The sequence below is a fragment of the Saccharopolyspora sp. NPDC002686 genome (assembly GCF_040295745.1).
In the GTDB taxonomy this organism is placed as follows: domain Bacteria; phylum Actinomycetota; class Actinomycetes; order Mycobacteriales; family Pseudonocardiaceae; genus Saccharopolyspora; species Saccharopolyspora oryzae.
In genome coordinates this window covers 1-13,421 of sequence record NZ_JBEOVY010000213.1, presented here as the reverse complement: position 1 = coordinate 13,421, position 13,421 = coordinate 1, and the positions used below count along the sequence as shown (strand labels likewise).

Sequence of the window (13,421 nt, the reverse complement as noted above, 5' to 3'; positions counted from 1 at the left end):
GGTGCAGCTGATGACCACCAGCGACCTCGAAGCCGACACCTCGGCGGAGGACGTCCACGCCATCGTCGACGCGATGGAAGCCGAGGACGCCGAGGCAGCAGCACCCAGGAGAGCTCTGGTCGAGATCGGCACAGCGCGGCGAACCGCTCGGACGGGACGACGATCGCCTCGACCCGTTCGAGCGCGCGCATCGTCGCCGAGCGCGGTCTGCCGTCCACCGCGGCGAGCTCGCCCACGACGTCGCCCGGCCCCCGGACGGCGAGCACGCCTTCGTAGCCGGTGCTGACGTCCGTGACGATCTCGATGCTGCCCACCAGCAGCACGTACACGTGCTGGGACGAATCACCCTGGCGGCCCAGGGATTCGCCCGGCTCGAACCGGCGCACCGCACCGGCCTGCAGCACCAGCTCCCGCTCCAGCGGGGCCAGCATCGCCCAGAACGTGCCGTCGAACGGGCTCCGCCGGGAGTCGGCGTGGGTGCCGCACATGCCCACCCCCGGGTCGCGATGTGATCTCGACATCGACAGCATGCCGAGCCTCGCGCGGTCCGACAACCGTCCGAACGCCGTCCTCGGAATGCCGGGTGGCGGTCAGCCGGATGGCGGCGTTCCGGTCTGCCGGCAATTGGTTTCATTCAACACTGAACTTATCGATGGTGGCGAATTCCGGCGTGCTTCACCGTGTTCCCGGGAGCGCGGTGATCGGAGTCGTGCCACGCTCGGTCGTGCTTGATCGTCTCGGCTGAGGGGTGTTCCGGTGCCTGCGGTTCGTGTTGGTTCGGTCGTCGCGCTGGTGGCAGTGCTGGGTGCGGGGCTCCCGGCCACCGCGGGTCCGGATCGGGACGTGGACGTGCTCTTCGTCGGCGCGCACCCCGACGACGAAGCCTCGTCGTTGTCGACGTTCGGGCGTTGGCGGCACGACCACCAGATCCGCACCGGCGTCGCGACCATCACCCTCGGCGAGGGCGGCGGAAACGCCGTGGGGCCGGAGGAAGGCCCGGCGCTGGGACTGCTGCGCGAAGGCGAGGAGCGCCGCGCCGTTGGCGCGCTCGGCGTCACCGACGTCCACAACCTCGACGAGCCGGATCTCTACTACACGGTGAGCGCACCGCTGACCGAGCAGGCCTGGAAGCACGACGACGTGCTGGCGAAGCTCGTCCGGGTCGTGCGGCAGACCCGGCCCGAAGTAGTGGTCACCATGGATCCCTCACCCGCGCCGGGCAACCACGGCAACCACCAGTACGCCACTCGACTCGCGCTCGAGGCCTACCGCCGGGCTGCTGATCCGGCGGCGTTCCCCGAGCAGATCCAGCGCGAAGGTCTCGCGCCCTGGTCGGTTCGGCGGGTGCTGTCCAACGCGGCCGGGCCGGAGGAGGAGGTCCGCGGGCCGGAGTGCGAGCAGCGCACCACCCCGCCGGATTCACCCGGGCCGCAGTACTACGTCCACGGCCTCGGCGGCGGCATCAACTGGGAGCAGCGGGAGCGCATCGCCGAACGCGAGTACAAGACCCAGGGCTGGGTGTCCCGGCCGGACATCCCGGACGATCCCGCGCAGATCGGCTGCGACCACCTGACCGAGCTCGCCAACCGCGCACCTCACGCGCCGGGCGCACGCGGCGCGGACGCACCACTGCTCGGCGCGCTGCTGCCCATTCCCGGAGGTTCACCGGCCGAGGCTCCTCGTGGTCGCGGGGACACCGGCGTCGTCGCGGAACAAGCCCCGCTGCCAGGCGTCGCGGAGTTCCAGCAGTGGACCGAAGATGCTGGATTTCCCTTGCTGCGCAACCAGGTTCCCCCAGTTCAGACAATGCCGAAGCTGGGCGCCCAGGACGTTCGAGTGGTCGTGCACAACTACAGCGCACAACCCAGCTCCGGTTCTGTGGAGTTCGTGCCACCTCAGGGGTTCGAGGTGTCGAACTCCGTGCAGCGGTTCGCTGGAATCGCGCCCGGCGCAACGGAAGTGCTCACCTTCGCGGTCCGCAGCGCGGACCCGCACATGCCCACCGGAACGCAGGGCGGCGACCACCCCTACACCCTGATCACCCGCACTGACGACGGCGCGACCCGCGAGAGCACTGCGGCGCTGGAACTGGTACCGACCACGACCATCCCGCAGGCCGAAGCACCACCGGTGGTGGACGGTGAAGCCGGCCCGCAGGAGTACCCGGGCGCCCCTCTCGACGCATCGGCGCTCTGGGAGGGCGACCAGTGCTCCGCCCCGGACTGCGCTGCCACCGCGAGGTTCTCGTGGCACGGCGACACCTTGCACGCCCTGGTCGACGTCGTGGACGACCGGCAGGGCACGCTCCTGGCTCCCGACGACTGCAAGCGCCACTGGCGCACGGACGCCGTGGAGATCACCATCGATCCGAAGGCGGATTCGGAGAACACCGCCAGCACGTTCAAGCTCGCAGCGCTCCCGACCACCACCACCGGCACGCCCTGCTTCGCGCGGGACGCCGACAACCACCAGGGCCCGGGTGCGGAAACCGCTCCCGGCGTCCAGCTGGCGTCCAAGGTCCGTGAAGGCGGCTACACCGTCGAGCTCGCCATCCCGCTGCGCGCGCTGCCAGGTTCAGTCGATCCCCGCCAGCTCGGCCTGAACGTCCTGGTCTACGACTCCGACACCCAGGACCTGACCGGCCAGTCCCGCATCGGCTGGTCCACCTGGGCAGGCGTCCAAGGCGATCCGTACCGCTGGGGCCGCGCAACCCTCCAGGACCACCCCTCGGAACAACCGGCGCCACCGCCTGCACCGATACTCCCGTTGGACGCAGCGTCCTCTGTGGACTCACCGCAGAGCATCGCCCAAGCAGCACGGCTCGCGACCTCGCTGGGTTCCGCTCCCCCGGCCGGCGACTCAGCAGCTCGGATCACGGATGCCCGAACCCAGCAAGGCGTGGTCCACACCCGCCTCGACGTGAACGGCCCGGGCAGGGCCCACCTGTTCGTTGTCGACGCGACCAACGCGGTCCTCGCGGACCGGCAACTCGACGTGGACGGCCACGGCGAGCGCGACGTGCCGATCCCGATCCCCGCCGGCACTCCGGCGAAGGTCCTGGTCGGATTCGCCACCCCGCAGGGCACCACCGCAGCATCCACCGCCGAGGTCGACTCCTGACCGCGGATCAGTCGTCGCGGATGGTTCCGATCAGGTGGTCGACGAAGTCGCGCACCGGGGCCGGGAGGCGACGCTGCGCCATCGTCTGGATCTGGAGGTTGCGCTGGAGCAGCTCCGGGTTGGTCAGCGGGATCGCCACCAGACCTTCCTGGTCGAGGCGGCGGCGGACGCTGAGCCTGCCGGTCAGGGTCACACCACCCGACAGCCGGGCGAAGCTGTGCAGGGCGATGGAGTGGTTGCTGACGAAGACCGGGTCGAACTGCAGGCCTTCCATGCTGCAGCAGATGTCGAACAGCTGCCGCAGCGTGGTGCCCTCCTCCATCAGGGCCAGCGGGTACGGCAGCAGATCGGCCAGCTCCGCCTCGGCGCGCTCGGCCAGCGGGTGGTCGGCCCGCACCAGCGCCCGGATCTCGTGGCGCTCGGAGTGCTCGACCCGGATCCCCTGCTCCGGTGCGGTGCTGAAGGTGACCGCCAGGTCCGCCACGCCCTCGACGACCTGCCGGGTCGCCGCGGCCGGAGTGGTGACGTGCAGGCGGAACCGGACGCCGGGGTGCTGCGCCCGGAACGACGCCATCGCCTCCGGCAGCACGTCCTGCGCGAAACCCTCCGAGCTCGCGACCTCCACCGTGCGGCGCTGCCCGGCGTGCAGTTCCCGCATCTCGTCGAGCACCTGCTCCTCTTCCCGCATCCGCCGCCTGGCATAAGCCGCGAGCACCTCACCGGCCGCGGTCAGCACCATGCCGCGCGGCTGCCGCTCGAACAGCGGTACGCCCGCCTCGTGCTCCAGCTTCGCCACCTGGCGGCTGATCGCGGAAGTGGCCACGTGCAACCGCTCGGACGCCTCGCGGATCGAACCGGTCCGCGCCACCTCCGCGAAGTACCGCAGAGATCCCAATCCCGTCTGCATCCGACACCTCCTGGCGGATGACAGTAGGCCGCGCCCCGAGCCCACCTGCTCCGGGCGTTGCTGTTCGAGCAACGGCGCCTTGCTTTTTTGCTGCTTCTCCCCGGTGCGGGCGTCTGGTTGAGTTTGCGGAAATCAGATCCTCTTCGCGGGAAGACCTGCGGTGAGCGAGCAGTTGCCGGGAGGGCGTCGCGATGTCTCGGAAGCAGGCCGTCGAAGGTGCTGCGCAGTACTTCGACTCCGGTGAGTTCCGCGCCGACCTCGCTCGCCGTGTCGCCTTTCCGACCGAGAGCCAGGATCCGGAGCGCGCCGAGGTGCTGCACCGGTACCTGGCCGAGGAGATCACGCCGTCCGTCGAACGGCTCGGGTGCACCGCGCGCATCGTCGACAACCCGGTGCCCGGTGGCGGGCCGTTCCTCGTCGCCCACCGGCACGAGGACGACTCCCTGCCGACGCTGCTCACCTACGGGCACGGCGACGTGGTGCGCGGGCACGAGGCGCAGTGGCGCAGCGGACTCGACCCGTGGCGGATCACCGTCGAGGGCGACCGCTGGTACGGCCGGGGCACGGCGGACAACAAGGGGCAGCACACCATCAACCTCGCGGCGCTGGAGCAGGTGCTGGCGGCGCGCGGCGGGGAACTCGGGTTCAACCTGAAGGTCCTGCTCGACATGGGCGAGGAGACCGGTTCGCCCGGGTTGACCGAAGTCTGCGCCGACCTCGCCGACGAGCTGCGCGCCGATCTGCTGATCGCCTCCGACGGCTGCCGCGTCGCGGCGCAGCGGCCGACGCTGTTCCTCGGTTCGCGGGGAGCCGTCAACTTCTCGCTGCGCGTCCGGCTGCGCGACAGCGCGTACCACTCGGGCAACTGGGGTGGTCTGCTGCGCAACCCCGCGAGCGTGCTGGCCAACGCGTTGGCGAGCATGGTCGACTCCCGCGGGGCGTTGCTGGTGCAGGGCCTCCGGCCCGAGTCGATCCCGGAGTCGGTGCGGGCCGCGCTGGCCGACATCGCGGTCGACGGCGGTCCGGGCTCGCCGGAGATCGACGCCGACTGGGGTGAGCCGGGCCTGAGCCCGAGCGAACGGGTCTTCGGCTGGAACACCCTGGAGGTGCTGGCGTTCACCGCGGGAACTCCGCACGCGCCGGTCAACGCCATCCCCGGCAGCGCCGAGGCGCACTGCCAGCTGCGGTTCGTGGTGGGTACCGACTGGCGCGACGCCGAGCGGATCCTGCGCGACCACCTCGACGAGCACGGCTTCCCGATGGTCGAGGTCGAGGTGAGCAGCGGCGTGGCCGCCACCCGCCTCGATCCGGAGAGCGAATGGGTGCGCTGGGCCCTCGACTCGCTGCGCACCACCACCGGTGGCGATCCCGCCCTGCTCCCCAACCTGGGCGGAACGCTGCCCAACGACGCCTTCGCCGACGTGCTCGGGCTGCCCACGATCTGGGTCCCGCACTCGTACCCGGCCTGCGCCCAGCACGCCCCCGACGAACACGTGCTCGGGTCGCTGTCCCGCGAAGCGCTGCAGATCATGGCCGGTCTGTTCTGGGACTTCGCCGAGATCCACCGCTGATCCGCTCGACGTTCGGACCTGCGCGCAGGCGAACGCCTCCTCACGAAAAACGGAGCTCGTGATGGCCACCTCCCCCGCGACGACGACGGCGCAGCAGCGGAATCCGTTCCGGATCATCGCAGCGGCCTCGATCGGCAATGCGCTCGAGTGGTACGACATCGCCGTCTACGCGATCTTCGCGACCGTCATCTCCAAGGTGTTCTTCCCGGCGCAGGACGAAACGGTGTCCCTGCTGCTGACCTTGGGCACCTTCGGCGTGTCGTTCCTGATCCGCCCGGTGGGCGCGGTCGTGCTCGGGGCCTACGCCGACCGCGCCGGCCGCAAGGCATCGCTGACGCTGTCGATCCGGCTGATGGTGCTGGGCACCGCGATGATCTGCCTGATGCCGTCCTACGAGGCCATCGGCGTGATCGCACCGATCGGCATCCTGCTGGCCCGGTTGATCCAGGGCTTCTCGGCAGGCGGCGAGTTCGGCAGCGCCACCGCGTTCATGGTCGAGCACCTGCCCGGCCGACGCGGGTTCGTGGCCAGCGCGGCGGCGGTCGAGGCGTAGTCGGCGTCGTCGCCGAAGACCGTGTAGTAGACAGTTGCGTCCCGCAGGTCGGGGGTGACCCTGGCGTCGGTGATCGTCACCATCGCCAGTCGCGGATCCTTGACCTCGTACTCCAGCCCGGACGCGACGATCTGGGCGATCCGCTTGGCGAGCCTGCGGGCGCGCGCCGTATCAGCCACGGCGCACCTCCTTCGGGAAAGTTCAGTTCAGTTGGGGAGCGGCACGGGCCGCTCAGCCGCCCGCACGAGGAGCGGAACGTTCTGGGGAGTCCTTCTCAGGACGAGGTCGCGGGGATCCGCGGACCACCTCTTCAGTCCTCCGGGCCGAGCATGCGCTGCCGGGCCGAAAGCAGTTCGAGTTCGGGGCGAGCGGCGACCAACCGCTCGCAGGCGTCCAGCACTTCGCGCACGTGCGAGGCGTCGCCGGACACCGCCGCGATGCCGACCAGCGCACGGCGGTGCAGGTCCTGGTTCCCGGCCTCGGCGACCGCGACTTCGAAGCGCCGCCGCAGCTCGGCCACCACCGGCCGCACCACGGCGCGCTTCTGCTTCAGCGAGCGGACGTCGCCGAGCAGCACGTCGAGTTCGAGCACACCGACATACATGGGGTCCCCCACCGCGAGAACGCAGGGGGCCGTCGGACGACGACCCCCTGCGGACTGCGAATCAGTCGCGCGGCTTCTCGCGCATCTCGTAGGGCTCGATGATGTCGCCGACCTTGATGTCGCTGTACGACCCCAGGGTCAGACCGCACTCGAAGCCCTCGCGGACCTCCGTGGCGTCGTCCTTGAACCGGCGCAGCGAGTTGACGCTGAGGTTCTCGGCGACCACCACGCTGTCGCGCAGGAGACGTGCCTTGGCGTTGCGCTTGATGATGCCCTCGGTGACCATGCAACCGGCGATGGTGCCGACCTTGGAGGACTTGAAGACCTCGCGGACCTCCGCCTTGCCGAGTTCGACTTCCTCGTACTCCGGCTTGAGCATGCCCTTGAGCGCCTGCTCGATGTCCTCGATGGCCCGGTAGATCACCGAGTAGTACCGGATCTCCACGCCCTCGCGGTTGGCGACCTCGGCCGCCTTGCCCTCGGCCCGGACGTTGAAGCCCAGGACGATGGTGTTCTCCGCGGTGGCGAGGTTGATGTCGGACTCGTTGATGCCACCGACGCCGCGGTGGATGACCCGCAGCTCGACCTCGTCGCCGACCTCGATCTTCATCAGCGATTCCTCGAGCGCCTCGACGGTACCCGAGTTGTCACCCTTGATGATCAGGTTCAGCTGGTTGGTCTCCTTGAGCACCTTGTCCAGGTCCTCGAGGCTGACGCGCTTGCGCTTGGCCGCGTTCTGCGCTTCCCGGATGCGAGCACCGCGGCGGTCGGCGATCTGCCGCGCCACCCGGTCCTCGTCGACCACCAGGAAGGTGTCACCGGCACCCGGCACCGACGTGAAGCCGATGACCTGCACCGGCCGCGACGGCAGCGCCTCGACGACGTCCTCGTCGTTCTCGTTGATCATCCGGCGGACGCGGCCGTAGGCGTCACCGGCGACCACCGAGTCACCGACGCGGAGCGTGCCGCGCTGGACCAGCACCGTGGCCACCGGACCGCGACCGCGGTCCAGGTGCGCCTCGATCGCCACACCCTGCGCCGGCATGTTCCGGTTGGCCCGGAGGTCCAGCGTGGCGTCCGCGGTCAGCAGGATCGCCTCGAGCAGGCTCTCGATGTTGACACCCTGCTTCGCCGAGATGTCGACGAACATGGTCTCGCCGCCGTACTCCTCGGCGACCAGGTTGTACTCGGTCAGCTGCTGGCGGATCTTCTGCGGGTTCGCACCCTCGACGTCGATCTTGTTGACCGCGACCACGATCGGCACGTTGGCCGCCTGGGCGTGGTTGATCGCTTCCACCGTCTGCGGCATGACACCGTCGTCAGCGGCCACCACCAGCACGGCGATGTCCGTCGACTTGGCACCGCGAGCACGCATGGCGGTGAACGCCTCGTGACCCGGGGTGTCGATGAAGGTGATCGGGCGCTCGTTGCCCTCCAGCTCGGTGACGACCTGGTAGGCGCCGATGTGCTGGGTGATGCCACCCGCCTCACCGGCCTGCACGTTCGCCTTCCGGATGGTGTCGAGCAGTCGCGTCTTACCGTGGTCGACGTGACCCATCACGGTCACGACCGGCGGACGCGCCTGCAGCTCCTCCTCGGAGCTGTTCGGGTCGCCGTAGCTGATGTCGAACGACTCCAGCAGCTCCCGGTCCTCGTCCTCCGGCGAGACCATCTCGACCTTGTAGTTCATCTCCTGGCCGAGGAGCTCCAGCACCTCGTCGGAGACGGACTGGGTCGCGGTCACCATCTCACCGAGGTGGAACATCGCCTGCACCAGCGAAGCCGGGTTGGCGTTGATCTTCTCGGCGAAGTCGGTCAGCGAAGCACCGCGGCGCAGGCGAACGGTCTCGCCGCCACCGCGCGGGAGGCGGACGCCGCCGACCGACGGCGCCTGCATGTTCTCCATGTACTCCTGGCGCTTCTGCCGCTTCGACTTGCGGCCGCGCTTCGCGGGACCACCGGGACGGCCGAACGCGCCGGCCGCACCACCGCGGCCACCGGGCCCACCCGGACGGCCACCGCCGCCGGGACGACCGCGGAAGCCACCGCCTGCCGGGGCACCGCCGCCGCCACCGGGCGCACCGCCGCCGCCACCGCGGAAGCCGCCGCCACCACCGGGACGGCCACCGCCGCCACCGCCGGGACGACCGCCGCCACCGGGGCCACCACGGCCACCGCCACCACGGCCACCGCCGGGACCGCCACCGCTGCGCGGCGGACGGGGCGGCATCATGCCGGGGTTCGGGCGCGGGGGCATCATGCCCGGGTTCGGACGCGAGCCGCCGTCACCGCGCGGCGCGTTGCCCGCCGCCGGAGCGGAACCGGCACCCTGACCGCCGCCCTGACGGCGCTCGCCGCCCTGACGACCGGGGCCGCCCTGGCCACCGCCCTGCTGCCGGGGACCGGGCCCCGGACGCGGCGGGCGCTGCTGCGGCGCACCGCTGCCGACGCCGAACGGGTTGTTGCCGACGCGCGGCTGACGCGGGCCGGGCTTGGGAGCCTTCGGGCCGGGCTTCGGACCGGGCTTGGGGCCCGGCTTGTGCTCGGACCGGGCCGCCGGGGCCGGGGCCTGCTCGGGCTTGGGCGCCGGAGCGGCCGGAGCCTGGTCGGCCTTCGCCGCCGGAGCGGCCGGGGCCTGCTCGGCGGGCTTGGCCTGCGGCTCGGGCTGACGCGGACCGGGCTTCGGACCCGGCTTCGGGCGCTCCGCAGCGGGAGCTTCCGGACGCGGACCGGGCTTGGGGCCCGGCTTCGGGCCGGGCTTCGGTGCACCCGATTCCGGGCGCGCGGGCTTCGGCTCTGCCGAAGCGGGCTTGCCGCCGTCGCTCTTCTTGGACGACTTGTTGAGGGCGTCGCGCAACCTGCGGGCCACCGGGGCCTCCACGGTGGACGACGCAGACTTCACGTACTCGCCCTGCTCGGCGAGCTTGTTCAGTACTTCCTTGCTGGTAACACCGAGCTCTTTGGCGAGCTCATGTACGCGGGCCTTGCCTGCCACTGCTCTCCTCATCTGGGTGAGGCCGGGCGGCAGTCCCGCTCGACCTCGTCCTATCGCCGATGCGCGTTCATGGCTTCAGCTTCACGGCTGATTCATGACGGGTCGACCTGCTTTCCTTCAGTTGCCTGGCGCGGGACGGATCCCGCGTCGGTCCTGTCTTGAGCCGCCTGCTGCGGTTGCTCGGCACCGAAGTGCTCGTGCACGGCCGAGGTGTCGAGTGATCCCCGCACGCGAAGTGCTCGCGGAAACGCCCGGCGCCGCTCTGCCAGACGCAGGCATGCCGGATCGGGGTGCAACCAGGCTCCCCGGCCCGGCCGCCGACGTCGCGGATCGGGAACGACGACGGGAGAATCCCCGTCGACCTCGGCGACCACGCGCAGCAGCTCAACTGGCGACGTCCGGGTACGACACCCCACGCAGGTACGAACCGGCCCACGGCTCTCGCCGTGCTCGCCGGACACACGTGTGCGGATCGTTGCTCCCTCGCGTCAGCCTGCCATCGATTCTAACCCGACGACGTCACTCGGCCGAACCCGCGGTCTGCACACCGTCCACCGCGGGGTCCAGATCCTCCGGGTGCGCTGGGGCAGCGCTCGTGGTGGGGTCTGCATCACTGCGGATGTCGATGCGCCAACCGGTCAGCCTCGCCGCCAACCGGGCGTTCTGGCCTTCCTTGCCGATCGCCAGCGAGAGCTGGAAGTCCGGCACGACCACCCGCGCGGTCTTGGTGCGTTCGTCGACGACCTCCACCGAGACTACCTTGGCCGGCGACAGCGCGTTGCCGACGAAGGTCGCCGGGTCGTCCGAGTAGTCGATGATGTCGATCTTCTCGCCGCCGAGCTCGCTCATCACGTTGCGCACCCGCGCGCCCATCGGGCCGATGCAGGCGCCCTTGGCGTTGACGCCGGGCACGGTCGAGCGCACCGCGATCTTGGAGCGGTGCCCGGCCTCGCGCGCCACCGCGGGGATCTCCACGGTGCCGTCGGCGATCTCCGGGACCTCCAGCGCGAACAGCCTCCGAACCAGGTTCGGGTGGGTGCGCGACAGCGAGATCTGCGGGCCCCGCGCGCTGCGCGAGACGCCGTAGACGTAGCACTTGATCCGGGTGCCGTGGTCGTAGTTCTCGCCGGGGACCTGCTCGGCGGACGGGATCACGCCCTCGCTGTCCCCGACCTGCACGACGACCATGCCGCGCGAGTTCGCGCGCGCGTCGCGCTGGATGACACCGCCGAGGATCTCCCCCTCCTTGGTGGAGAACTCGCCGAAGGTGCGCTCGTGCTCGGCGTCGCGCAACCGCTGCAGGATGACCTGCCGCGCGGTCGTCGCCGCGATCCGCCCGAAGCCCTCCGGGGTGTCGTCCCACTCGTCCTGCACGCTGCCGTCGGCGGCCAAGGTGTGCGCCAGGACCCGGACGACGCCGGTCTTGCGGTCCACCTCCACCCGGGCGTGCGGCTCGTGCCCCTCGGTGTGGCGGTAAGCGGTGAGCAGTGCCGATTCGATCGCTTCAAGGACCGTCTCGAACGGGATTTCCTTGTCGCGTTCGATCGCACGCAGCGCCGCGATGTCGACGTTCACCTCGACTCCTCCGTGTCTTCCCGGTCGTCTCCCTGCTGGGAGGCGCCGCCCGCAGCCCGCTCCAGCTTGACCAAATCCTCCGCCGGTGGTTGCTGGAATTCCACCTCGACCACCGCGCGCTCCACGTCGCGGAAGGCCACCCGGCGCAGTTCACCGCCGACCAGCACGGTGACACCGTCATCATCGGCTTCCCCGACCCGCGCCACCAACTGCTCGCCGTCGGCCAGACGCATCTTGACCAGGCGGTTGCGGGCGCGGCGCCAGTGCCGCTGACGGGTCAGCGGCCGATCCACGCCCGGCGAGGTGACCTCGAGCGTGTAAGAACCGGCCAGGACGTGCTCGTGCGCGTCCAGCACCTTCGCGACCTCACGGCTGACGACGGAGATCTCGTCGAGCCCGACTCCCTCGTCGGAGTCGATGACGACCTTGACCAGGCGACGGCGGCCGGCCTGCTGCACGCCGAGCTCCTCCAGGTCGAAGCCCATCCGGGTCAAGACCTCGGCTACGACGGGCTCCAGCTGCGCGGTGATCTCACCACGCGGCGGGCTGGACACGTTGGCACACTCCCAAGTTTCGATCGCGGTCCGTTCACAGACCTGGCGGAGTCGCGCGGCGCCGGTCGGCGCGCGCGAGGTCCGCGACCAGTGCTGCACGTGCTGGTCGCGGTCGCCCAGGGTATCGCGTCCGTCCGCACCCGAGCGCGCCGTGGGATCCCTACGATCGGCGGATCGTGGCGGGGACCGTTCGGATCATGCCGGGGGCCGGTGCCCGAACACCGGTCGACCTGGTCGCCTGGCAGGATAGGTCGGCGTGGATTCCCCCTCGCGAGACCGGTCGGTGCTGGGCCGGCGCAGCGTCCTGCGGTTGATCGCGGCAGCCCCGGTCGTCGCCGCGCTGACCACGGCGTGCAGCTCCGCTCCCGACGAGCCCGACCAGCTGCTGGCGCTGGCGGAAGCGGCGAAGTCCGACGCCCAGCTGGCCAAGGCGGTGGCGCAGGCGCACGCGAAGCTGGCCGAGGTGGCCAACGAGATCGCGAACGCGCGCAGCACGCACGCGGACGCCCTGCAGCAGGAGATCGACCGGGTCAACCCGCGCGATCCCGAGGACCCGCCGTCGGTGCCGGAAGCCGCTCCGCAGCAGGCTCCGGGGTCGGCCGGCGCGGCGTCGCAGGCGTTGTCCGATGCGCTGGGCGCTGCTCAGGACCAGGCGTCGAAGCTGGTGCCGGGCCTGCCGGGCTACCGGGCGGGACTGGTGGGATCGATCTCGGCGAGCTGCGCGAGCCTGCTGGAGGTGTTGGGGTGACCGAGCTCTCGGAAGAAGCGGGCAACGCGCTGCGCAGCGCGTTGGACGCCGAGCACGCGGCGGTGTGGGTGTACGGCTTGACGACCGCTTACGCCACCGAATCGCGCGTGCACAACGCGATCAACGACGCGATCGAGCAGCACAAGCGGGTGCGCGACACGGCGGTGAAGGTGATCCGCGGCGCGGGTCAGACCGCGCCGTCGGCACAACCCGCGTACGACGTGGGCGCGCAGGTGACCGACCAGGGCTCGGCGATCGAGCTGCTGGTCAAGGCGGAGACCGACTGCCAGACCGGCTGGCGTTCGGTGCTGGAGAACACCGACGACCCGGGGCTGCGCAGCACCGCGCTGGACGGGCTGACCACCGCGGCGACCCGCGCGACGCGCTGGCGCCTCACCATCGGCCAGCAGCCCGCCGCGCAGGCCTTCCCCGGCCAAGCCTGAAAAGCCTGTTGGGGGGTTGCGTTGCTCGGGTGGTCGCTTAGCGGAACCTGAGCGCTTCCCTGGACTGCGGGTGCCCCTCCTGATGTATGACCTATACACGGCGGAGGGGCCGTCCTCGCCAGGAAACCGCTCAGAACCCGCGGGTGGTCAACCGCATGAGGTGGTCCAAGCGGCTGACGCCGCTTCCACAAGCGCGGACGGCATACGCCGACAGACTCTTGCCGGGGGTCAGCGCGGGGCGCCCTCCTGCGGCCAGCCGAGCTTGAGGGCTTCCCTGGAGACGTCGATTCGAGGCCCACCCCACCGGACGGGACGGCGGACAGATCCGGGAACGGACCGCGCAGATCCTTC

The 13,421-nt window shown here is 70.7% G+C and carries 12 protein-coding genes and 1 pseudogene; 5 read left to right on the top strand and 8 right to left on the bottom strand.

The features are described 5' to 3' along the window. Nucleotides 1–521: cyclic nucleotide-binding domain-containing protein (locus tag ABTZ89_RS25030; RefSeq protein WP_351048850.1), on the bottom strand; the 521-nt coding region annotated here is incomplete at its 3' end. A gap of 235 nt (nt 522–756) precedes the next feature. Here ABTZ89_RS25030 and ABTZ89_RS25025 point away from each other — a divergent pair. Next, on the top strand, nt 757–3,120 hold the full coding sequence (locus ABTZ89_RS25025) for a sugar-binding protein (RefSeq protein ID WP_351048847.1): 2,364 nt from the start codon (nt 757–759) through the stop codon (nt 3,118–3,120). A gap of 7 nt (nt 3,121–3,127) precedes the next feature. Here ABTZ89_RS25025 and ABTZ89_RS25020 read toward each other — a convergent pair whose 3' ends face one another. Continuing rightward, nucleotides 3,128–4,027, bottom strand: coding sequence for a LysR family transcriptional regulator (locus ABTZ89_RS25020; RefSeq protein ID WP_351048844.1), 900 nt, complete (start codon nt 4,025–4,027; stop codon nt 3,128–3,130). Nucleotides 4,028–4,218: 191 nt separating this feature from the next. On the opposite strand from ABTZ89_RS25020, the gene ABTZ89_RS25015 reads away from it, so the two are divergent. Together ABTZ89_RS25015 and ABTZ89_RS25010 are read left to right on the top strand one after the other, a co-directional pair. Then, nucleotides 4,219–5,598 carry a M20 family metallopeptidase gene (locus tag ABTZ89_RS25015; RefSeq protein WP_351048841.1) on the top strand — a complete coding sequence of 460 codons (1,380 nt, stop codon included), beginning with the start codon at nt 4,219–4,221 and terminating at the stop codon, nt 5,596–5,598. 61 nt (nt 5,599–5,659) lie between these two features. Beyond that, nucleotides 5,660–6,151 carry an MFS transporter gene (locus tag ABTZ89_RS25010; protein WP_351048838.1) on the top strand — a complete coding sequence of 164 codons (492 nt, stop codon included), beginning with the start codon at nt 5,660–5,662 and terminating at the stop codon, nt 6,149–6,151. Here the strand turns inward: ABTZ89_RS25010 and ABTZ89_RS25005 are convergent. From ABTZ89_RS25005 to rimP, 6 genes and pseudogenes are all read right to left on the bottom strand, one after another. After that, a pseudogene (locus ABTZ89_RS25005) lies at nt 6,121–6,330 on the bottom strand (ribosome-binding factor A); the annotation flags it as partial. The gene ABTZ89_RS25010 and the pseudogene ABTZ89_RS25005 sit on opposite strands and share 31 nt — an antisense overlap. 131 nt (nt 6,331–6,461) lie before the next feature. Beyond that, nucleotides 6,462–6,755 carry a DUF503 domain-containing protein gene (locus ABTZ89_RS25000; protein ID WP_270946918.1) on the bottom strand — a complete coding sequence of 98 codons (294 nt, stop codon included), beginning with the start codon at nt 6,753–6,755 and terminating at the stop codon, nt 6,462–6,464. Between the two features lie 61 nt (nt 6,756–6,816). Next, the gene (gene infB / locus ABTZ89_RS24995) at nt 6,817–9,750 is read right to left on the bottom strand and encodes a translation initiation factor IF-2 (protein ID WP_351048834.1); all 2,934 of its coding nucleotides are present in this window, start codon (nt 9,748–9,750) and stop codon (nt 6,817–6,819) included. A 92-nt stretch (nt 9,751–9,842) separates the two neighbouring features. Continuing rightward, nucleotides 9,843–10,124: a YlxR family protein gene (locus ABTZ89_RS24990; RefSeq protein ID WP_408641767.1), complete on the bottom strand. Its 282-nt coding sequence runs from the start codon at nt 10,122–10,124 to the stop codon at nt 9,843–9,845. Nucleotides 10,125–10,269: 145 nt separating this feature from the next. After that, complete coding sequence (gene nusA / locus ABTZ89_RS24985) at nt 10,270–11,325, bottom strand: transcription termination factor NusA (protein WP_270946916.1); 1,056 nt, start codon at nt 11,323–11,325, stop codon at nt 10,270–10,272. Next, nucleotides 11,322–11,879, bottom strand: a complete 558-nt coding sequence (gene rimP / locus ABTZ89_RS24980) for a ribosome maturation factor RimP (RefSeq protein ID WP_270946915.1) — start codon at nt 11,877–11,879, stop codon at nt 11,322–11,324. Before rimP ends, nusA begins: the two co-directional genes overlap by 4 nt. A 256-nt stretch (nt 11,880–12,135) precedes the next feature. On the opposite strand from rimP, the gene ABTZ89_RS24975 reads away from it, so the two are divergent. Continuing rightward, nucleotides 12,136–12,627, top strand: coding sequence for a ferritin family protein (locus tag ABTZ89_RS24975; protein WP_270946914.1), 492 nt, complete (start codon nt 12,136–12,138; stop codon nt 12,625–12,627). Beyond that, nucleotides 12,624–13,070, top strand: coding sequence for a ferritin-like domain-containing protein (locus ABTZ89_RS24970; protein ID WP_270946913.1), 447 nt, complete (start codon nt 12,624–12,626; stop codon nt 13,068–13,070). Before ABTZ89_RS24975 ends, ABTZ89_RS24970 begins: the two co-directional genes overlap by 4 nt. Nucleotides 13,071–13,421: the final 351 nt, after the last annotated feature.